Origin of the sequence: Micromonospora sagamiensis, from assembly GCF_014680085.1 — a bacterium.
Lineage (GTDB): Bacteria > Actinomycetota > Actinomycetes > Mycobacteriales > Micromonosporaceae > Micromonospora > Micromonospora inyonensis.
The window spans coordinates 4,814,369-4,834,197 of sequence record NZ_AP023438.1; the positions used below are offsets into that span (position 1 = coordinate 4,814,369).

The 19,829-nt window shown below is 72.2% G+C and carries 18 protein-coding genes and 1 pseudogene; 11 read left to right on the forward strand and 8 right to left on the reverse strand.

Features of this window, described 5'->3' with window-relative positions; all coding sequences use genetic code 11:
• Positions 1-45: 45 nt before the first annotated feature.
• The 5 genes from IGA62_RS21230 to IGA62_RS21250 all read right to left on the reverse strand — a co-directional run bounded on the left by IGA62_RS21230 (position 46) and on the right by IGA62_RS21250 (position 7,341).
• The gene (locus tag IGA62_RS21230) at positions 46-909 is read right to left on the reverse strand and encodes a universal stress protein (RefSeq protein ID WP_145819169.1); all 864 of its coding nucleotides are present in this window, start codon (positions 907-909) and stop codon (positions 46-48) included.
• On the reverse strand, positions 906-3,317 hold the full coding sequence (locus tag IGA62_RS21235; RefSeq protein ID WP_145819168.1) for a phosphoketolase family protein: 2,412 nt from the start codon (positions 3,315-3,317) through the stop codon (positions 906-908). The genes IGA62_RS21230 and IGA62_RS21235 overlap by 4 nt, the downstream gene beginning before the upstream one ends.
• A gap of 136 nt (positions 3,318-3,453) precedes the next feature.
• Positions 3,454-4,284: a universal stress protein gene (locus IGA62_RS21240; protein WP_145819167.1), complete on the reverse strand. Its 831-nt coding sequence runs from the start codon at positions 4,282-4,284 to the stop codon at positions 3,454-3,456.
• A gap of 242 nt (positions 4,285-4,526) precedes the next feature.
• Positions 4,527-6,527 carry an endo-1,4-beta-xylanase gene (locus IGA62_RS21245; protein WP_145819166.1) on the reverse strand — a complete coding sequence of 667 codons (2,001 nt, stop codon included), beginning with the start codon at positions 6,525-6,527 and terminating at the stop codon, positions 4,527-4,529.
• 184 nt (positions 6,528-6,711) lie between these two features.
• Positions 6,712-7,341, reverse strand: coding sequence for a TetR/AcrR family transcriptional regulator (locus tag IGA62_RS21250; protein ID WP_145819165.1), 630 nt, complete (start codon positions 7,339-7,341; stop codon positions 6,712-6,714).
• A gap of 61 nt (positions 7,342-7,402) precedes the next feature.
• Between IGA62_RS21250 and IGA62_RS21255 the strand changes: the two genes are divergently transcribed.
• The 9 genes and pseudogenes from IGA62_RS21255 to IGA62_RS21295 all read left to right on the forward strand — a co-directional run bounded on the left by IGA62_RS21255 (position 7,403) and on the right by IGA62_RS21295 (position 14,743).
• Positions 7,403-8,899, forward strand: a complete 1,497-nt coding sequence (locus tag IGA62_RS21255; protein WP_145819164.1) for an FAD-dependent oxidoreductase — start codon at positions 7,403-7,405, stop codon at positions 8,897-8,899.
• Positions 8,900-8,984: 85 nt separating this feature from the next.
• Positions 8,985-9,221 (forward strand): HTH domain-containing protein, encoded by a 237-nt coding sequence (locus IGA62_RS21260; protein ID WP_091463072.1) that lies wholly within the window; start codon positions 8,985-8,987, stop codon positions 9,219-9,221.
• The gene (locus IGA62_RS21265) at positions 9,221-9,784 is read left to right on the forward strand and encodes a Clp protease N-terminal domain-containing protein (protein ID WP_145819163.1); all 564 of its coding nucleotides are present in this window, start codon (positions 9,221-9,223) and stop codon (positions 9,782-9,784) included. Before IGA62_RS21260 ends, IGA62_RS21265 begins: the two co-directional genes overlap by 1 nt.
• A gap of 92 nt (positions 9,785-9,876) precedes the next feature.
• Entirely contained in the window at positions 9,877-10,881 is a 1,005-nt protein-coding gene (locus tag IGA62_RS21270) for a diacylglycerol/lipid kinase family protein (RefSeq protein ID WP_232624726.1), read from the forward strand.
• Positions 10,874-11,875 (forward strand): YihY/virulence factor BrkB family protein, encoded by a 1,002-nt coding sequence (locus IGA62_RS21275; RefSeq protein ID WP_145819161.1) that lies wholly within the window; start codon positions 10,874-10,876, stop codon positions 11,873-11,875. The genes IGA62_RS21270 and IGA62_RS21275 overlap by 8 nt, the downstream gene beginning before the upstream one ends.
• An 80-nt stretch (positions 11,876-11,955) precedes the next feature.
• Positions 11,956-13,446: a phosphatase PAP2 family protein gene (locus IGA62_RS21280; protein ID WP_145819160.1), complete on the forward strand. Its 1,491-nt coding sequence runs from the start codon at positions 11,956-11,958 to the stop codon at positions 13,444-13,446.
• Between the two features lie 5 nt (positions 13,447-13,451).
• Complete coding sequence (locus IGA62_RS21285) at positions 13,452-14,252, forward strand: endonuclease/exonuclease/phosphatase family protein (RefSeq protein WP_145819159.1); 801 nt, start codon at positions 13,452-13,454, stop codon at positions 14,250-14,252.
• 15 nt (positions 14,253-14,267) lie between these two features.
• Positions 14,268-14,556, forward strand: a pseudogene (locus tag IGA62_RS21290) (Scr1 family TA system antitoxin-like transcriptional regulator); the annotation flags it as partial.
• A 4-nt stretch (positions 14,557-14,560) separates the two neighbouring features.
• On the forward strand, positions 14,561-14,743 hold the full coding sequence (locus tag IGA62_RS21295; RefSeq protein ID WP_145822092.1) for a DUF397 domain-containing protein: 183 nt from the start codon (positions 14,561-14,563) through the stop codon (positions 14,741-14,743).
• 139 nt (positions 14,744-14,882) lie between these two features.
• Here the strand turns inward: IGA62_RS21295 and IGA62_RS21300 are convergent, their stop codons facing one another.
• The 3 genes from IGA62_RS21300 to IGA62_RS21310 all read right to left on the reverse strand — a co-directional run bounded on the left by IGA62_RS21300 (position 14,883) and on the right by IGA62_RS21310 (position 17,080).
• Entirely contained in the window at positions 14,883-15,083 is a 201-nt protein-coding gene (locus tag IGA62_RS21300; protein WP_145819158.1) for a hypothetical protein, read from the reverse strand.
• Positions 15,084-15,212: 129 nt separating this feature from the next.
• The gene (locus tag IGA62_RS21305) at positions 15,213-16,121 is read right to left on the reverse strand and encodes an alpha/beta fold hydrolase (RefSeq protein ID WP_145819157.1); all 909 of its coding nucleotides are present in this window, start codon (positions 16,119-16,121) and stop codon (positions 15,213-15,215) included.
• Positions 16,118-17,080 carry a TIGR03557 family F420-dependent LLM class oxidoreductase gene (locus IGA62_RS21310; RefSeq protein ID WP_145819156.1) on the reverse strand — a complete coding sequence of 321 codons (963 nt, stop codon included), beginning with the start codon at positions 17,078-17,080 and terminating at the stop codon, positions 16,118-16,120. The genes IGA62_RS21305 and IGA62_RS21310 overlap by 4 nt, the downstream gene beginning before the upstream one ends.
• A gap of 242 nt (positions 17,081-17,322) precedes the next feature.
• On the opposite strand from IGA62_RS21310, the gene IGA62_RS21315 reads away from it, so the two are divergent.
• Both IGA62_RS21315 and IGA62_RS21320 read left to right on the forward strand, forming a co-directional pair.
• Complete coding sequence (locus IGA62_RS21315; protein WP_145819155.1) at positions 17,323-18,681, forward strand: cellulase family glycosylhydrolase; 1,359 nt, start codon at positions 17,323-17,325, stop codon at positions 18,679-18,681.
• Between the two features lie 202 nt (positions 18,682-18,883).
• A complete protein-coding gene (locus IGA62_RS21320; protein ID WP_145819154.1) occupies positions 18,884-19,813 on the forward strand; it encodes a sporulation protein in 930 nt (309 codons plus the stop codon).
• Positions 19,814-19,829 lie beyond the last annotated feature (16 nt).

Below are 19,829 nucleotides of genomic sequence, written 5' to 3' on the forward strand. Positions count from 1 at the left end.
CGGTGGGCGTGGGTCACCGGCCCCGGCCGAGCGGTGGCGGCCCGGTCACCGCTCGCGGACCACCGCCACCGGGCAGTGCGCGTGCTGGAGCACCTGCTGGCTGACCGAACCGAGCAGCGCTCCGCGCAGGCCGCCCCGCCCCCGGGTGCCGACCACCACGAGCTGTGCGTCCCGGCTCGCCTCCACCAGCACGGAGGCGGCGTTCCCGGCGAGCACCTCGGTGGTCACCGTCAGGCCCGGCACGCTCTCCCGCCACCGTCCCAGCGACTCGTCGAGGCTGGCCCGCTCGGCCGCCTGTGCCTCGTCCGGGTCGAAGCCCTGGGACCGCCACTGGGCCGGGGCCCAGGTCCGTACCACGTGCAGCGGGGCGTCCCGCCCGGCGGCCCGTTCCACCGCGAACCCGAGCGCGACCAGCGACAACTCGGAACCGTCCACCCCGACCACGACCCGCCTTCCGGTGGCGGTCGGGGTGTCGCGGCGGACCACCACGACGGGGCAGTGCGCGTGGGCGGTCACCGAGACCGCGGTCGAGCCGGCCAGCAGGCCGGTGAAGCCTCCGTGGCCCCGACTGCCCAGCACCAGCAGGGCCGCCTCGGCGGAGCGCTCCTGGAGCATCAGCGCGGGCGGCCCGTCGAACACCTCGCCGCGCACGGTCAGCCCCGGGTTGGCCGTGGCGGCGTCCGTGACGGCCTGCTGCACGAGCTGCTCCACCTGCTGCCGGGCGGCGGCGTCCGGCCATGCGCCGGGGGCCACGCCGGGGGCGATCCAACCCCCCACGGTCAGCCACTCGAACACGTACGTCAGCCGCACCGGCTGCCCGGTCCGCGTGGCCTCGTCCAGCGCCCAGGCCAGGGCGGCCGCCGCGTCCGGGGAGCCGTCGTAGCCGACCAGGATCTCCTCGCCGCTCATGATGCCTGCCCCTCGTTCGCGGTGCTCGGGTCGGTCTCGCGGATCCAGCGCCACTCCACCACCCGGGGGGAGTCCTCACCGAAGCGCCGGGTGTGGTCGCGGCACTCCTGCCGGGCGTCGACCATCAGCTGACGCAGGTGCGCGGCGCGGGCGGCCAGTCCGGGCACCCGGTCGATCACGTCGATGACCAGGTGGAAGCGGTCCAGGTCGTTGAGCATCACCATGTCGAAGGGCGTGGTGGTGGTGCCCTCCTCCTTGTAACCGCGTACGTGCAGGTTGTCGTGGTTGGCCCGGCGGTAGGTGAGCCGGTGGACCAGCCAGGGGTAGCCGTGGTAGGCGAAGACGATCGGCTTGTCCCGGGTGAAGATGGTGTCGAACTCGCTGTCCGGCAGCCCGTGCGGGTGCTCCGACGGCGGCTGGAGCCGCATCAGGTCGACCACGTTGACCACCCGGACCTTCAGGTCGGGCAGGTGCCGGCGGAGCAGGTCGGCGGCGGCGAGGGTCTCCAGGGTCGGCACGTCCCCGGCGCAGCCGAGCACCACGTCCGGTTCGCTGCCCTCGTCGGTGCTGGCCCAGTCCCAGATGCCCAGGCCGCGCCGGCAGTGCGCGACGGCCTCGTCCATGGTCAGCCAGTTCGGCGCGGGCTGCTTCCCGGCGACCACCACGTTGATGTAGTGCCGGCTGCGCAGGCAGTGGTCCATCGTGGAGAGCAGGGTGTTGGCGTCCGGCGGGAGGTAGACCCGGACCACTTCGGCCTTCTTGTTGACCACGTGGTCGATGAAGCCCGGGTCCTGGTGCGAGAAGCCGTTGTGGTCCTGCCGCCACACGTGGCTGGAGAGCAGGTAGTTCAGCGAGGCGACCGGCTGCCGCCAGGGGATGCCCCGGGTCACCTTCAGCCACTTGGCGTGCTGGTTGACCATCGAGTCGACGATGTGGATGAACGCCTCGTAGCTGGTGAAGACGCCGTGCCGCCCGGTGAGCAGGTAGCCCTCCAGCCAGCCCTGGCACAGGTGCTCGGAGAGGACCTCCATCACCCGGCCGTCGGCGGAGAGGTGGTCGTCGTCCGGGCCGGTGCGGGCGACGAACGCCCGGTCGGTGACCTCGAACGCCGCGCCGAGCCGGTTCGAGGCGACCTCGTCCGGGCCGAACAGGCGGAACGTCTGCGGGTTCGCGGTGATCACGTCGCGGATCCAGGGACCGAGGGCGCCGGTCGCGCCGATCCCGGCCGCACCCGGTTCGGGTACGTCGACCGCGTACTTCCGGAAGTCGGGCAGGACCAGGTCGCGCAGCACCTGGCCGCCGTTGGTGACCGGGTTGGCGCTCATCCGCCGGTCCCCGGTCGGCGGCAGTGCGGCCAGCTCGGCCACTGGCGCGCCGGTGGCGTCGAAGAGCTCCTCCGGCCGGTACGACCGCAGCCAGCGCTCCAGCGCGGCGAGGTGCTCGGGGTTGTCGCGGATGCCCGACAACGGCACCTGGTGGGCCCGGTACGTCCCCTGGACCTGCTTGCCGTCGACCACGTCCGGACCGGTCCAGCCCTTCGGGGTCCGCAGGATGATCATCGGCCAGCGGGGGCGGGTGACCGTCTCCCCGGAGCGGGCCCGGCGCTGGATGGCGGTGATCTCGTCGACCGCCCGGTCCAGGGTGGCGGCGAGCACCTGGTGCACCCGCGCCGGGTCGTCGCCCTCCACCACGTACGGCTCGTGGCCGAAACCGCGCATCATGGCGAGCAGGTCGTCGGTGGGGATCCGGTCCAGCACCGTCGGGTTGGCGATCTTGTAGCCGTTGAGGTGCAGGATCGGCAGGACCGCGCCGTCGCGGGCCGGGTTGAGGAACACGTTGGACAGCCAGCTGCCCGCCAGCGGGCCGGTCTCCGCCTCCCCGTCGCCGATCACGCAGGCGACCAGCAGGTCGGGGTTGTCGAAGGCGGCACCGTAGGCGTGGCTGAGGGCGTACCCCAGCTCGCCGCCCTCGTGGATGGAGCCCGGCACCTCCGGGGCCACGTGGCTGGGGATGCCGCCGGGGAAGGAGAACTGGCGGAACAGCTTCGCCATGCCCGCCTCGTCGCGCTCGACCGAGTGGTACCGGTCGCTGTAGGTGCCCTCCAACCAGGTGTTCGCCACCAGGGCGGGGCCGCCGTGGCCGGGACCGGTGACGAAGATGGCGCTCAGGTCGCGGTTGACGATCACCCGGTTGAGGTGCGCGTAGAGCAGGTTCAGGCCGGGGCTGGTGCCCCAGTGGCCGAGCAGTCGGGGCTTGACGTGGTCGACGGTGAGCGGCTCCCGCAGCAGCGGATTGTCCAACAGGTATATCTGGCCGACCGTCAGGTAGTTGGCCGCCCGCCAGTAGGCGTCCAGCCGGCGCAACTCGTCGTCGGTCAGTGGGGCGTGCAGCTCCCGAGCGGTGTCCATCTGCGCAAGCCTCTCGCGGGTCGGGGAATCCTGCATCCGGAACAACGGATTCGTCCGGTGGCTTCAGCTTCCCCCGGCCACGGCGGTGGGTTCAGGGTCGTTGGTCCCGGAACCGCCGGGCGGGACGGCCCGTTGGTCACGGTGCCTCCAGGGGCGCGTCGGTGACCCCACGGATCAACACCACCGGGGCGGGCGCGTGGTACAGCAGCGACTGGCTGACCGCGCCGAGCAGGCCCCGCCACGGCTGGTCCCCCCGGGTGCCGACCACCACCAGCCGGGCCGTCCGGGACTGGTCGATGAGCACCTGGCCGGGGTCGCCGCGCAGCACCTCCGGTTCGGCGGAGACCGTCGGGTGCGCTCGTCCCCGCTCGGCGAGCAGGTCGGCGACGTCCTGCCCGGGTCGCGTGGCGTCGTCGTCCGGCTCGATCACCCGGACCGCCCGCAACCGGCCGTCGTGCCGGCCGGCGCAGTCGAGGGCGAAGTCCAGGGCGAACCGGGAGGTGGCCGAGCCGTCCAACCCGACCAGGACCGGACCGTCCGACGGCGGATCGAGCCGGGCCACCAGGGTGGGGCAGCCGGCCCGGGCGGCCACCTGTACGGCCGCCGCCTCGGTCGACACGCAGTCCCGGGCGGTCATGCCGCCGTCGCCGACGACCACCAGGAAGGCCGACGCGGAGTGCCGCAGCAGCGCCGCCACCGCCGCACCCTCCACGACCTGGGCCTCCACCGGCAGGTCCGGGGCCACCTCGCCGGCCACCTCGACCGCCCGGTCGATCGCCCGGTCCGCCTCGGACCGGGCACCGGCGAGGCTCGGCGCGGCCAGCGCCGCCTCCCAGTTGAAGGCGTGCAGCACGTGCAGCCGGCGCCCGTGCTCGGCGGCCTCCCGGGCAGCCAGGCGGACCACCGGCAGACTCTGCTCCGTGCCGCTCACCCCGACCACGACGGGCGCGTCGGCGGCTGCGCTCACCGTGTCACCTCCCGACCGTCACCCTGTCATGGCCGACAGTAGTGGCGTGGCCGCCGCCGTCGGGGCGAGTCGACGGAACCGGGGCGGGCGGCTGGGGTGTGTGCAGGGTGTGTGCTGGGGTGTGTGCAGGGTGTTTGCAGGGGTGTGTGCAGGGTGTTTGCAGGGGCCCCCTGCTCGACAAAAAGCGGTAGCAGGGGACCCCTCCTTCCAATCAGGTGTGCTCAGCCGAGAAGCCGGCGTGCTCAGCCGAGGAGGCAGGGCAGGCCGTCGAGGGAGAACGCGGACGGGTGGTCGTTGGCCGTGGACCAGCTGCCGAGGAAGCCGACCTCGACCGTCCCGCCGCCGGGCAGCGTGCCGTTCCAGGAGGCGGGGGAGACCGTCACGTCGGCACCGGACTGCTGGTGGGTGCCGTTCCAGAGCTGCGTGATCCGCTGCCCGTCCGGGAAGCTCCAGCGCACCGTCCAGCCGGTGCGGGCCCGGGTCCCGGTGTTGCTGACCCGGACGGTCGCCTGGAAGCCGTCCGACCACTGGTTGGTGACGGCGTACGTCACCCGGCAGGAGTCCACCCCACCGGTCGGGGTGGGCGTGGGGCTGGCCGTGGGCGTCGGGCTGGCCGTCGGGCTCACCGTGGCCGTCGGCGTCGGCGTCGGGTCGATCCGGGCCGGGTCGACGATCCCCCAGTACGCCGGCTTGGCCTGGAGTTCGGTGTCGAACAGCAGTGGGGCGTCCTTGCGGGCCACCGGGAAGGTGTCCAGCCAGGTGTCGTCGTCGGCCAGCCCCCAGAGGGTCACCGAGGTCAGCTGGTCGGCGTACCGGCGGTAGAGGGCGAACAGGTCCCGGTACCGGTACGCCTGGGTACGCAGCCGGTCCGCCGGCGGGGCGGGGAAGGACTCGTCGGCGTTGGTGTAGATGCTGACGTCCATCTCGGTGACCTGCTGCTCCACGCCGAGCGGGACGAACGCCTGGAGCATCGCCTCGGTCTCGGCGACCGACGGCCACTGGATGTTGACGTGCATCTGGTGCCCGACCCCGTCGACCGGCACCCCCTCGGCGCGCAGCCGGCTCACCAGGTCACGCAGCTTGTCCCGCTTGGCCGGCACGTTGGTGTTGTAGTCGTTGACGTAGAGCTTCGCCGTCGGCGCGACCTGGCGGGCCACCCGGAACGCGGTGCGCAGGTAGTCCAGGCCGCTGATCTCGTACCACCGGCTGCGCCGCAGGCCGTCGGCCTGGTTCTCGTCGATCACCTCGTTGGCGACGTCCCACACCCCGATCGCGTCGCCGTAGCGGCCGACGACCGTGCGGATGTGGGTCTCCAACCGCGCCAGCAGCAGTGCCTTGTCGGCCGGGTCCGAGGTCAACGGGGTGCCGTCGGTGTCGGTGAACACCCAGGGCGGGGTCTGCTGGTGCCAGACCAGGGTGTGTCCGCGTACGGCCAGTCCGTGCGTGGTGGCGAAGCCGACCTGCGCGTCGGCGTCGGCCCAGCGGAACGTGCCCTCGGTCGGCTGGGTGGCGTCCCACTTGAGCGCGTTGCCCGGGGTCACCGTGTCGAAGTGGCGTCGCAGCAGGGTGGCCTGGTCGCCGATGATCTGCCGGTTGCCGATCGCCGCCCCGATCGGGAAGTCGTCGGCGAGCACGTCGCGCAGCGCGGGGATGTCGGTCTGCACCGGCTTGGTGGGCAGGTACGACAGGGTGAAGTCGTCGACGTGCAGGTCGGCGGTCCCGCTGGCGGTCTCCACGTACGCGGAGAGCCCGTCCACGTCGTGCGCGAGCACGTAGGTGCCGCGTAGCTGGACCCAGGCGTCCGCGGTGACCGCCGTGTCGCCGACCACCTGGTCGTAGGCGGAGGTGCCGGCGGAGTCGCGTTGGACGCTGAGCCGGACCTGGGCGGGGGACTGGCCGGCGGCGAGCCGGACCCAGACCGACAGTTCGTAGCGGGTGCCCTTGACCATCTCGTCGAGCAGGTCCCGGGCGGGGCCCTGCCAGCTCGCGGTCCGCCCGGAGACGAGCAGGCTGCGGGTGCCGCCGTGGGCGGTGGCGGTGCTGACCGTGACGGTCTCCCCGCCCCGGCCCCGGAAGCCCTGGGTGGTGCCGTCCTCGAAGGTGGCGTCCAGCACCACCACGGGGTCGGCGGCGCGGGCGGGTGGTGTGGTCAGCGGCACCGCGGCGAGGGCGGCGGTGGCGAGGGCGGCCAGGGCCAGCAGGCCCGGCAACGCCCGACGGCGGCGCGTCCTGACAGCGCGCATGGGTGATCCTTCCGATGCTGTCGCGGGTGGGCGCGCGCGGGCCGCCGGGGCGAGGAGGACGCGGGGGACCGCACGCCGATCGACCGGCATGAGCCCGCATGCCGGTGGGTGGGTGGTCCCGCTCCGCGGCGGCATCCGTGCCGGGATGCCACTGACGTGCCTCGATGGTACGGATCGTGGGTGCTCAGTGGAAGTCGTGGGAGGTGCCGCCGGTTGCCGATCGCAGTTGCGCGAATGCCTGGTCGGCGTCGGCGACGGCCTCGGGGTGGACATCGAGGGCGCTACGCCCGTCGGCGATCTTCTGCCAGTTGGTCCGGGCGAGTACCCGTTGGATCGCGAGTACCTGGGCGGCCCGCAGTCGCGCCTCGATGCCGGGACCGAGGGCGGTCGCCAGCGCCTCCTCGTCGTCGAGCATGTACCGCGTGAGCCGTCCCGCCAAGCTCGGTGTGGTGAACACCAGCCGGTGAAACGCCACCACCTCGGGATGATCGTTGAGGCCGGTGACCGGGTCGTGGCGGTCGAGACCGGCCCGGAAGTGCCGGTGCAGCGTGGTCAACGGTGAGACGCCGGGCTGGCGGTCGCGTACGACCCGCGCCGTCTCCCCTTTGTGGTCCGCGAACCGGTGCAGCACCAGGTCTTCCTTGGTGGGGAAGTACCGGAAGAGGGTCGGCTTGGAGACCTCGGCGGTCGCGGCGATGTCGTTGACCGAGACCTGGTCGAAGCCGTGTGCCAGGAACAGCGAGATGGCCGCGTCGGCGATCGCGTCGTGGGTTCGTGCCTTCTTTCGGGCCCGCAGTCCGGGCGGCTCGATCACATGATCAGCGTACATTAGTTACCGAGTTGCTTTCTTAACTCGGTAACGCTTTGATGGAGGCATGTCGCAGACGGATGTCCTCGTGGTGGGTGCCGGCCCGACCGGCCTGACCCTCGCGTGTGATCTTGCCCGGCGTGGTGTCGCGGTGCGCGTCGTCGATCGGGCACAGGAGTTCCCGGGCGGTTCCCGCGGTAAGGGACTGAGCCCGCGCAGTCTGGAGGTGTTCGACGACCTCGGGGTGATCGACCGGATACTGGCCTCCGGGATCACCCACCTGCCGCATCGCAAGTACCGGGGAGCGGAGGTGATCGCTGAGATCGACCCCGAGGCCGGACGGGTGCCCACGCCGGACATCCCGTACCCGACCGGTCTGATGATCCCCCAGTGGCGGGTGGAGCAGATCCTGCGCGAGCGGCTGGCCGACTTCGACGTCGCCGTCGAACGGGGTGCCGAACTGCGCGGCTTCGGCCAACACGCCGACGGCGTGACCGCCACGGTCGGCGAGGCTCGGATCCAGGCGCGATACCTGGTCGGCTGCGATGGCGGCCGCAGCACCGTGCGCCGGGCACTCGGCCTGAGTCTGCGCGGCCAGACGCCGGACGTCCAGCTCATGGCCGTCGGCGATGTCGAGGTCGACGGGCTTGGCCGCGACGCCTGGCACCAGTGGTTCACCGCCGACGGTGCGATCATGCTGTGCCCGCTCCCCGGCACCGACGCCTTCCAGGTGCAGGCATCACACGAACTCGACCAGGACGGTTCGCCACTGGAGCCGACGCTGGAACGGTTCCAGCAGACCTTCGGCCGGATCGCCGGTATTCCGGCCGTCCGGCTGCACAACCTGACGTGGCGTTCGAGCTACCGGGTCAACGTGCGCATGGTCGACCAACTCCGGGTGGGCCGGGTGTTCCTCGCCGGAGACGCCGCGCACGTACACCCGATCGCGGGTGGCCTCGGCATGAACAGCGGAATCCAGGACGCCTACAACCTCGGCTGGAAGCTGGGGCTCGTGCTGGCCGGCAACGCCTCGTCAGGGTTGCTCGACACGTACGAGGAGGAACGACTGCCGATTGCGAGCTGGCTGCTCGACATCACCTCGGAACGGCTCGACGCTGTCCTTGCCGCGATCAAGGCCCCCGGCGGTGGCGTGGACGCCGCGGCCTCGCCCGAACTCACCCAACTCATGCTCGGGTACCCGTGGAGCCGGCTCTCCCGCCACACCGCGAGCCGGTCCAGCGGACCCGGGCCGGGTGACCGGGCACCGGACGCGCCACTGCGCGACGCGGTCACCGGTTCGCCAACCCGACTCTTCGACCTCTTCCGTGGACCGCACTTCACCCTGCTCGGCCTTGGCGAACGCTGCGCCGCAGTGCTCGACGACGTCGAAACGGACATCGTCCGGCCCTACCTTGTCGGGCCAGGCGGCTTCCTGGACGACGGACCCGCGGCACGCGCCTACGGCACCGACGCCCTGGTCCTCGTCCGTCCGGACGGGCACATCGGGCTGGTCGCCGACCCGGCGGAGGCGGGAGTGGTCGCCGCGTACCTCCGCTCCCTGTGAAGGCGTTCCGGACCCCACCCGGTCGTGGCGCGGAGGCTGTCAACTGGGGTTGACAGTCGCTCGCGTGTCAACGTAGATTGACGCCATGAGTCAGGCTACGGAACTCGCGGCCGCGGCCGGCAGCGCCGACCCCAGGGTCGGGCTGCGGGCCGTGCTCGCCCTGCGCCGGCTGCTGGAGCGGTTGGAGGTGGTCCAGGTGGACAACGCCCGACGGGCGGGTTGGTCCTGGCAGGAGATCGCCGACGCGCTCGAGGTCAGCCGGCAGGCGGTCCACAAGAAGCACGCCGGGCGTCCGGCGGTCGATCACTCCTGGGAGGCGTGATGTTCGAACGGTTCACCGCCCGGTCGCGCGAGGTGGTCCGGCGGGCACGGGAGGAGGCCGGCCGGGAGTCGGTGGGCACCCGGCACCTGCTCCTGGCCCTCCTCGCCGATCCGGACGCCCTGGCGACCCGGGTGCTCGCCGACGGCGGCGTCCACGCCGACGACCTGCGGGCCCGGATCGCCCGGTACGTCGACCGGAGCGCGGTCCTCGGAGAGGCCGACGCCGCCGCGTTGCGGCAGATCGGCATCGACCTCGCGGCCATCGAGGCCCGGATCGACGAGTCGTTCGGCCCGGGCGCGCTCCGGCGGCCGGTGCCTCCGCCCCGGCGGGGCTGGTGGCGTCGGCAGGCCGCCGGTCCGTTCACACCCCGCGCGAAGAAGGTGCTCGAGCTGGCCCTGCGGGAGGCGCTGCACCTGCGCCACCGGCACATCGGTACCGAGCACATCCTCCTCGGCCTGCTCTCCGAGGGAGACGGGGTGGCCGCGCAGGTCCTCCACGAGGCCGGCGTCGACCTGCGTGACCTGCGTCGCCGGGTCGAGGTGGCGGTGCGGGCGGTGGCCTGACCACCCGCCCGATTTTCCAAACCTCCTGTGGCATGTGCGACGACGGGCTCCGCCGGGTCGCTGCCGACGCCACATTGCTGCACACTTGCGCCGTGGATGCTGGAGAGGGCGGACGGCGCGACGCGGACCAGGGCGGGCTGCGCTCCGCCGTGGTGGTCAACCCGGTCAAGGTCGCCGATCTCGACGAGCTGCGGCGCATCGTCGACGAGACCCTGACCGCCGCGGGCTGGCCCGAGCCGCTCTGGTACGAGACCACCGTCGAGGACCCGGGCCGCGGCCAGACCGAGAAGGCCGTCGCGGCCGGCGTGGACGTCGTCTTCGCCTGCGGCGGGGACGGCACCGTGATGTCCTGCGTGAGCGGGTTGGTGGGCACCGAGGTGGCCCTGGCCGTGCTCCCGCAGGGCACCGGCAACCTGCTGGCGGCGAACCTCGGTCTCTCGGGCGACCTCGCCGCCGGGCTGGAGGTCGCCGTCGAGCGGGGTCGCCGCCGCCTCGACGTGGGCGCCGTCGACGAGCACCACTTCGTGGTGATGGCCGGCATGGGCTTCGACGCCCAGATGCTCGCCGACACCTCCGAGACCACGAAGGCCCGCATCGGCTGGCCCGCGTACGTGGTGGGTGCCGCCCGCCACCTGCGCGACCGGCCGATGAGGGTCAGCATCCGCATCGACGACCGGCCCCCGGTGCGCCGCCGCGCCCGCTCGGTGCTGGTCGCCAACGTGGGGCGGCTCCAGGGCGGGGTGACCCTGCTGACCGAGGCCGAACCGGACGACGGCTACCTCGACGTCGCCGTGCTCACCCCGCGTACGCTGCGGCACTGGCTGGCCCTGGGCTGGGCGGTGATGCGCCGTCGCGGCCGGGTGCCCCGGATGGAGGTATTCCGGGGCCGGCACGTCGAGATCACCAGCAACCGGGCTCAGCCCCGGGAACTCGACGGCGACCTGATCGAACCCGGCCGGGTGCTGCGGGCGGAGATCCGTCCCGGGGCGCTGTGGCTCTGCGTACCGCGCCCGGCGCAGGCACCCGACCTGGCCGACGACGCGGACGCGGTGGCGGAGCGGGGTGAACAGCGGGTCGAGGAGGCACGCCGTGAGTAGCACCCGGATCGTCCCCGAGACCCAGCTGATGGCGGACGAGGAACTCTCCGCCGACGACGCCTGGCACACCCTGCGCCGCGAGGGCGGCTGGTGCCTGCTGCGGGACGCCTTCGTGCGGTTCCGCTACGGCGACGGCTTCAGCCACTCCCGAGCCCTGGCCTTCCAGCTCTGCCTCGCCGTGGTCCCGTTCATGATCGCGCTCACCGGCCTGATCAGCGAACTCGGCGTGGAGGAGGGCGGCGAGGTGGTGGCGGACACCGTGCTCGCCCTCAGCCCCGGCGCGAGCGACGACATGGTCAGGGAACTGCTCAGCGACCGGGAGCGCACCGAGCGGGCCGGCGAGCTGGCGCTGACCCTGGGTCTGCTGACCGGGCTGGTCGCGTTGACCTCCACCATGGCCCAGATCGAGCGGGGCGCGAACCGGATCTACGGCGTCGAGCGGGACCGCCCGGCGCTGTGGAAGTACCTGCGGGCCGCCGTGCTCGCCGTCACCGCCGGCCTGCCGGCGTTGGTGGGCTTTCTCATCCTGGTCGGTGGCGGCGCGCTGGCCGACTCGGTACGCCGGCACTACGCCTGGGGCGACACCGCGCACAACGTCTTCACCGTGCTGCGCTGGCCGCTCAGCCTCGGCCTGATCGTCCTCGCCGTCGCGGTGCTGTTCCGGCACGCGCCCCGCCGCAAGCAGCCCGGCCTGTCCTGGCTCTTCTTCGGCGCGGCCATCGCCACCGTGCTCTGGTGGCTGGCCAGTCTGCTGCTCGCCGCCTACGTGGCCTTCGGCGACAACTTCGGGCAGACGTACGGGCCACTGACCGGGATGATGGCGCTGCTGATCTGGGCCAACCTCACCGGCATGGCGTTCTTCGGCGGGCTGGCCTTCGCCGCCCAGCTCGAGGCGCTGCGCATCGGTGTGCAGGAGCCCGCCCAGCCCGACCTCTGGGAGCCGGAGGCCCACCGGGAGCAGATCCACGACACCGGGGAGATGACCGCCCTCTGACACCCCCTGCGCCCGGGGCGGGTGTACCGAACCGGCCGATCGGGTACAGCCGCACGCCAGAGGCGAAAAGGGAGGCTGCCGTGGCCGAGGTGAGAGAGGTTCTGCGTCGACCCCTGGGACACTTCACCGAACGCAGCCTCGCCGGTCTGGCCCTGGTGCTCGGCGCCGGGGTCGGCTTCGGGGTGCTGCTCGTGCTGGTCCGCAGCCGGTGGACGCCCCTCTACGACGTCGACCACGGGATCGCCGAGTGGCTCAACGAGCAGGTCTCGCCGCACGGCCCGCTGGTCACCGTGTTGAACGCGATCACCGACCTCGGCGGGCTGGCGGTGATCCTCTGGCTGGTGTCGGTGGCGGTGGTCGGCCTGCTGATCCGCCGACAGGGACGCCTCGCCGTCTACCTGCTGGTCACCGGGGCCGGCGCGCTCATCCTCGACCCGACGCTCAAGGCGCTGGTCGACCGGTTGCGGCCCGAGGTCGAGGTACGCATCGGCAGCTACTCCGGCGAGAGCTTCCCCAGCGGCCACGCGCTCGGCTCGATGGTGGCGTACGGGGCGCTGCTGCTGGTCTTCCTGCCCGCCATGTCCCACCGGTGGCGCAAGCCGGCGATCGCGCTCACCGCCCTGGTCGTCGCCCTGATCGGCTTCACCCGGATCGCGCTCGGCGTGCACTTCGTCTCCGACGTGCTCGGGGCCTGGTTGCTCGGCGCGGCCTGGCTCGGCGTCACCGCGTACGCCTTCCGGCTCTGGCGGCTGGAGCGCGGCCGTCCCGCCGTACCGCTGGAGGAGGGTCTGGAACCGGAGGCCGCCCACGACGTCGCGCCCGCGCCCGACGAGGAGCGGCTGCTGCCCCACCCCCGGGCCGGCGTGGCCGAGCTGATCATCGGCTGGGTACTGGTGCTCGGCGTGCTCTACGGCTTCGGCACCTTCGTCAGCTATCACGCCGACGGCACCTTCTTCGCCACCCTGGACAGCGCCGTGCCGAACTGGTTCGACGCGCAGCGCACCCCGGGCCGGGACGACGCCAGCCACTGGTGGAGCAAGGTCGGCGACACCCACGCCATCCTGCTGATCTCGCTGGTCTTCTGCCCGCTGGTGCTGGCGGTCTGGCGGCGCTGGCGGCCGGTGCTCTTCGTGGCGCTGACCATGTTCGGCGAGCTGAGTCTCTTCCTGGCCAGCGCGGCGGCGGTGGACCGGCCGCGCCCGCCGATCGAGAACCTGGACGGGCCGATGCCGACCTCGTCCTTCCCGTCCGGCCACATCGCCGCGACCCTCTGCGTCTGGGTGGCCATCGCGATCGTCGTGTTCCCGCGCACCGACCGCTGGTGGCGCTGGGTGTTCGTCGCGCTCGCCGTCGTCATGCCGGCCGGGGTGGCGATCTCCCGGATGTACCGGGGCATGCACCACCCGACCGACTTCATGGGCGCGATCCTGCTCACCGCGTGCTGGATCGGCATCCTCTACTGGGTGGTCCGCCCCAACGCCGACGTGGCCGAGGGCAACCGCCCGGCGATCGAGTCCGAGGACGTGCACACCCTCGACGACGAGTTGGCCAAGGCCGGCCGGGTCGACTGAGCCCCATGCTGCGGGTGATGACCTGGAACATCCGGACCGGCGGCCGGGACCGCACCGGCCCCGACCGCCGGGACCGGGTGCTGCGGATGGTGGACGACCAACGGCCCGACGTGCTCACCCTCCAGGAACTACGCGGCTTCGAAGCGCGTGGCGTGGCGGAGCGCTTCGGCGACGCGGTGGGGATGCGGGCGTACCTGGCCCGGAGCTGTTTCGGCCAGCCGGTCGCGGTGCTGGTGCGTCCGCCGTGGCGGGTGCTCTCCGCCACCCCGGTACGCCGACCGTTCCACCACGCCGCCGCACGGGTCACCCTGGCCACCGCCGCCGGGCCGCTCACCGTGTGCAGCGCCCACCTGGACCCGTACTGCGGGCTGCGGCGGCTGCTGGAGGCGGGCTGGCTGGCCGCCGCGCTGTGCCGGGCGCCGGGGGACCTGGCGTTGCTGGCCGGGGACCTGAACACCCTCGAACCGGGCGTCGACCACACCGCCCGGATCGCCCGGCTGCCGGCCGAGTACCGCCGGCGGCACCTGCGCCGCGACGGGCGGACCGTGGAGACCCGTGCGGTGGCCCGGCTGCACCGGGCCGGTCTGGTGGACCTGTTCACCCACGCCGGGGCGGGGGAGCCGGCGACCGCGCCGACGGCACACGGCGGTGGCGCGGAGTTCTCCGGGATGCGCCTGGACTACCTGCTCGCCACCCCCGCGCTCGCCGGCCGGGCGCGGGGCTGCCGGGTCGTCCGGGGCGGCGAGACCGAGTACGCCTCCGACCACTACCCGGTGGTCGTCGACCTCGACCTCACCCCGGCCTGACCGTCGGAATCACATGTGATCCTCAGCGAAGCCGTCCTTCGCCGTCCCCTGCGTGAGCCCGCTGCGACGGTTCGGCAGCTCGACGCCCTGCTGGTGGCGATTCGGCAGCGCAACATCGCCATTCGTGTATTGCCGCTGAGTGCGGGCTTGGGATGGCCCGTGCGGCGCGGTCTACCTCGACAAGCCGTACGAAATTCAGACCTACGAGGATGCCTGGCGGTCGCTCAACGAGCGGTCGCTCAACGCCGACGACTCCCGTGAGCTGATCACGGCAATTGCGAAGGAGCTGAGCTATGCAGCGTGACGGGGTGTGGCGTAAGTCGACCCGCTCCGGCGGGGAGGGCAACTGCGTGGAAGTGGCAGGGTTCGGTGACGGCATCGGCGTACGCGACAGCAAGGACCGGCAGGGGCCGGTGCTGTCCTTCTCGCCGGAGGCGTGGCAAGCATTTGCGCGGGCCGCTGCTGCTGGCGCACTGACACCGCCTGACTGATCGGACGACAGGGCCCCACCCACGTCTGTCAGGTTGTCCGAGGCTTCGTGGCTGCCCGAGGTGTGATTCGCTCGGCGTGTCGTGTATCTGAGCTGCCACAACTGCGTGCGGTAACGGATTCCACCAGCACTCGGGCCCGTCAGCACAATGGTGCTGACGGCCGGTCAGCGCGGGGATGCCGGGCGAAGAACGCGGCCGCGTCCTGCCTTGCGAACTGCGGGATGCCGGTGTGTCCGCCCATGTTGTTGGCGTGCAGCGTCTGCTCCTTGGAGCCGAAGGCGTCGAGTCCGCCGCACCCTGGGTGCGCGTCATACTGTTCGCGGTAAATTTCGAAAAACATGCCTGTCTTCGGGTGGGGGACGCTCAGAGCACGACGTTGACCAGCACGGTCAGCACGACCGAGGCGACCACCGAGAAGAGGATCATCAGCAGGCAGCCGAGACCACCGCCGAGCGGCCGGATCTCCGTGTTACCGATGCGCATGGGTGTCCACCTGTCCGTCGGGGAGGCCGTGTCGGGTGAGGAAGGCGCGGACCGCGTCGGCCACCCGCGCCGGTGCCGTGGTGGTGACGTTGTGCGCCGCGCCGGGCACGGTCACCTGCTCGGCGGTGGTGATCAGCCCGACGGCGGTGTCCCGCCAGGCGGGCGGCACGATCGGGTCCCGCGCGCCGGTGACCACCAGGGTGGGCGCGGTGATCCGGGCCAGGTCCGTCTCCACCGGGTTGCGCACCGAGTGCGTCAGTGTGGCGTACACCCGGTGCGGGCCGGCGTCCCGGACGTCCCGGAACAGGATCGGGGCCTGGAGCTTCGCCTCCCGCGTGGTGTCCACCAGGAACCGCCGGACCTGCCCCCACCGGGACCGCGCGGACGGGTCGCTGGTCGGCCCGGCCAGCACGACCGCCCGTACCGCGCCGGGGTGCCGGGCGGCGAGCGCGGCGGCCACCTCCGCGCCGAACGAGTGCCCGAGCACGCAGGCCGGTCCCAGGGCGTACGCCTCCAGCCAGGCGGCCAGGTGCGCGGCGTGCCGGGCCGCGTCGTACGGCCGTGGGGGCGGCCCGCTCAACCCGAAGCCGGGCAGGTCCGGCACGTAGACCGGGTGCGTGGGGGCGAGGGCGGTGGCGAGCGGGGTGAGGTACCGGTGCGAGACGGCGAGGCCGTGCACCAGCAGCACGGGCAGCTGCCCGTCGGCGGGGGCGGCGGAGCGCCGGCAGTGGATGCGGATCCCGTCCACCAGCCGGTATTCGCTGGTCAGCCCCGCCGCCGGGCGCGGTGCGGCCAGCGCGATCCGCAGCTGCGCCCAGCCGAACCGATCCGGTGCCGGGCCGGTCGCCCGGTCGTGCCCGGCACCCCTCGGGCCCGGGACGGGCGGGGCGCTCACAGTTCGCGCAGCCGGGGCAGCAGCTCCTCGCGCGCCCAGTCGAGGAACATCGGCTGGCTGTCTCCGCCCACCTGGACGATGGCGACATGGCTGAAGCCGGCGTCGACGAACTTCCGGAACGCGGCGACGTGCCTCTCGACGTCCGGGCCGCAGGAGATGCCCTCGGCGACGTCCTCCTCGCGGACGTACTGGCTGGCCGCCTCGAACGAGTCCGGGCCGGGCAGCTCGGCGTTGACCTTCCAGCCCAGGCCGAACCAGCGGAACTGGTCGTGCACGATCTTGCGGCACTCCGCCTCGTCCGGGCCGTAGCAGATCGCCACCTGGCCGTAGCGGGGCTGGCCCACGCCGCCCGCGTCGTCGTACATCTCGATGATGTGCCGGTCCGGCTCGGTGGCGACGATGCCGTTGCCGTACTCGGCCGCCAGGGTGGCCGACTGCCGGCCGGAGGCGGCGATCGCCATCGGGACCGGCCGCTCCGGCCGGTCCCACACGTACGCGTCGGGCACGTCGTAGTGGTTGCCGGAGAAGGTCAACGTCTCCCCGTTGAGCAGCGGCCGGATGATCTGCAACGCCTCCTCGAACATCTCGTGCCGCTGCTGCACGTGCGGCCAGCCGCCGACCACGTGCTCGTTGAGGTTCTCCCCGGCCCCGAGGCCGAGGGTGAACCGGCCGTCGGACAGGACGCCGATGGTGCTGGCCTTCTGCGCCACGACCGCCGGGTGGTAGCGCCGGATCGGGCAGGTCACGAAGGACATCAGCTCCGCCCGGCTGGTGGCGTGCGCGACCGCGCCGAGCACCGACCAGGCGTACGGCGAGTGGCCCTGCGAGTCCAGCCACGGGTAGTAGTGGTCGGAGATGACGAGCTGGTCGAAGCCGGCCGCCTCCGCCCGTACCGCGTAGTCGACCAGCTGCTTCGGGCCGGCCTGCTCGCACATCAGGGTGTAGCCGACGTTGACCATCGCACGCTCCTCTCGCCGCACCGGTCCCTCCGGCTTACCCCCGACCCCGCCGCTCAACCCTCCGTCGGTCGTCCCTGCGGGGACCGGGGAACGGATTCTCTTAACCGGTTCAGGTTGCCTCCGGAGACGCATCGGCCTACGCTGATCCCGCGCCGTGGAGTCGGGCGCGGCTGTCGGGCTGCAGCCGCCCCTCGTCACACCCTTCACCCCCTTCGGGCCGGGGGTCATCCCTGAGGAAGGCCATGAAGACACGACTCTCCGTCGTCGCCGCCACCCTGCTCGCGTTCGTCGTGGGCCTGGTGGCGTTCGGTGGGCAGCCGGCGCACGCCGCGACCGGGTTCACCGTCGCCAACGGCAAGCTGTACGACGCCAACGGCGCGGAATTCATCATGCGCGGCGTCAACCACGCCCACACCTGGTACACCCACCAGACCAGTTCCTTCGCCAACATCAAGGCGCTCGGCGCGAACACCGTCCGGGTGGTGCTCTCCAGCGGTCACCGCTGGACGAAGAACGACACCGCCGACGTCGCCAACGTCATCTCGCTCTGCAAGCAGAACCGCATGATCTGCGTGCTGGAGGTGCACGACACCACCGGCTACGGCGAGCAGAGCGGCGCGGCCACCCTGGACCAGGCGGTCGACTACTGGATCAGCGTCCAGTCGGCCCTGACCGGCCAGGAGAAGTACGTCATCGTCAATATCGGCAACGAGCCGTACGGCAACCAGAACTACGCCACCTGGGCGACCGACACCGCCAACGCGATCAAGCGGCTGCGGACCGCCGGGTTCGCGCACACCATCATGGTGGACGCGCCGAACTGGGGCCAGGACTGGACGTACACCATGCGGGACAACGCGGCGTCGGTCTTCGCCGCCGACCCGGCCAAGAACACCGTCTTCTCCATCCACATGTACGGCGTGTTCAACACCGCCGCGAAGATCAGCGACTACCTCGGCCGGTTCCGGACGGCCGGACTGCCCATCGTGGTCGGCGAGTTCGGCCACAACCACTCCGACGGTGACCCGGACGAGGACGCCATCCTCTCCTACAGCCAGGCCAACGGCATCGGCTACCTGGGCTGGTCGTGGAGCGGCAACGGCGGTGGCGTCGAGTACCTGGACATGGCGATCAACTTCGACCCGGCCAACCTGAGCAGCTGGGGTCAGCGGATCTTCTACGGTGCCAACGGCATCAGGCAGACCGCTCGGGAGGCGACCGTCTTCGGCGGCGGCGGCACCCCGCCGCCGCCGACCACCACGCCGCCGCCCACCACCCCTCCGCCGACCACCCCGCCGCCGGGCGGCTGCACGGCGACGTACGCGGTGGTCGGCTCGTGGCAGGGCGGCTTCCAGGGTGAGGTCAAGGTGACCGCAGGCTCCGCCGCGATCACCGGCTGGACGGTGACCTGGACCTTCGCCAACGGCCAGACGATCAACCAGTCCTGGAACGCCACGGTGACCAGCAGCGGCTCTGCCGTCACCGCGAAGAACGTCAGCTACAACGGCAACCTCGGCACCGGGGCCAGCACGACCTTCGGCTTCATCGGCTCCGCGCCGGGCGGCACCACCGCGCCGACGCTCACCTGCACCGCCGCCTGATCCATCGTCCGACGGCGAGGGCGGGGGTGGCACCGACCGGTGCCGCCCCCGCACCGGTGCTGGCAGCTCGATGCCCCGGGGCACCGACCGCCCGATCGGCCGCGTCCTCCCAGGCAGTTCCCAGTGGGAGCCGTTACGCTGCGCGAAGCGGCGGCCGGTCTCCATCCTGGAGCGCCGGTGCGATCTTCCGGGAGTTTGCGACATGGTCTTCAAGAAGATGTTGAGCGCGTTCGGCGTCGGCGGGCCGAGTGTGGACACCGTCCTCACCAACCCGAACACCCGCCCCGGCCTCACCCTGGACGGCCAGGTCAACCTGGTCGGCGGGGACGCTCCGGCGAACATCGAGCAGATCGCCGTCGGGCTGGTCACGCGGGTCGAGGTGGAGACCGGCGACGGCGAGTACGCAGGCGTGATGGAGTTCCACCGGATGAGGGTCAGCAGCGCACTCCAGCTCGCCCCGAAGCAGCAGCTCTCCATCCCGTTCCAGCTGCCGGTGCCCTGGGAGACCCCGATCACCGACGTGTACGGCCAGCGCCTGCACGGCATGACCATGGGGCTGCGGACCGAGCTGGCGATCGCCCGTGCGGTCGACAAGAGCGACCTGGACCAGGTCTCGGTGCACCCGCTGCCGGTGCACGAGCGCATCCTGGAGGCGTTCCAGCGCCTCGGCTTCCGGTTCCGGAGCGCCGACCTGGAGCGGGGGCACATCTACGGCGTGCAGCAGACGCTCCCCTTCTACCAGGAGATCGAGTACTTCGCCGCGCCGCAGTACGCGCAGACGGTCAACCAGGTCGAGCTGACCTTCGTGACCAGCCAGCAGGGCGTCGACGTGATCCTGGAGTGCGACAAGCGCGGCGGGCTCTTCACCCCCGGGCAGGACACCTTCGGCCGCTACACGGTCGCCCACACCGACGCCGACCGGGTCGACTGGACCCAGGTGGTGGACGGGTGGCTCCGCGACACCATCAACCGTCACGGCAGCATGCGCCCGCACGGCTTCACCTCGCACGGCCACGGCCGGGGGGCGGGCATGGGCGGCATGGTGGCCGGCGCGGCGCTCGGCGTGGCCGGCGGCATGGTCGCCGGTGAGATGCTTGAGGACGCCTTCGAGGGCGACTTCTTCGAGGAGTGACCCGTGACCGCCGACG

Coding starts and splice junctions, on each gene's coding strand:
- IGA62_RS21230 (WP_145819169.1), bottom strand. CDS start 909: ATGAGCGGCGAGGAGATCCTGGTCGGCTACGACGGCTCCCCGGACGCG.
- IGA62_RS21235 (WP_145819168.1), bottom strand. CDS start 3,317: ATGGACACCGCTCGGGAGCTGCACGCCCCACTGACCGACGACGAGTTG.
- IGA62_RS21245 (WP_145819166.1), bottom strand. CDS start 6,527: ATGCGCGCTGTCAGGACGCGCCGCCGTCGGGCGTTGCCGGGCCTGCTG.
- IGA62_RS21255 (WP_145819164.1), top strand. CDS start 7,403: ATGTCGCAGACGGATGTCCTCGTGGTGGGTGCCGGCCCGACCGGCCTG.
- IGA62_RS21260 (WP_091463072.1), top strand. CDS start 8,985: ATGAGTCAGGCTACGGAACTCGCGGCCGCGGCCGGCAGCGCCGACCCC.
- IGA62_RS21265 (WP_145819163.1), top strand. CDS start 9,221: ATGTTCGAACGGTTCACCGCCCGGTCGCGCGAGGTGGTCCGGCGGGCA.
- IGA62_RS21285 (WP_145819159.1), top strand. CDS start 13,452: ATGCTGCGGGTGATGACCTGGAACATCCGGACCGGCGGCCGGGACCGC.
- IGA62_RS21300 (WP_145819158.1), bottom strand. CDS start 15,083: ATGTTTTTCGAAATTTACCGCGAACAGTATGACGCGCACCCAGGGTGC.
- IGA62_RS21310 (WP_145819156.1), bottom strand. CDS start 17,080: ATGGTCAACGTCGGCTACACCCTGATGTGCGAGCAGGCCGGCCCGAAG.
- IGA62_RS21315 (WP_145819155.1), top strand. CDS start 17,323: ATGAAGACACGACTCTCCGTCGTCGCCGCCACCCTGCTCGCGTTCGTC.
- IGA62_RS21320 (WP_145819154.1), top strand. CDS start 18,884: ATGGTCTTCAAGAAGATGTTGAGCGCGTTCGGCGTCGGCGGGCCGAGT.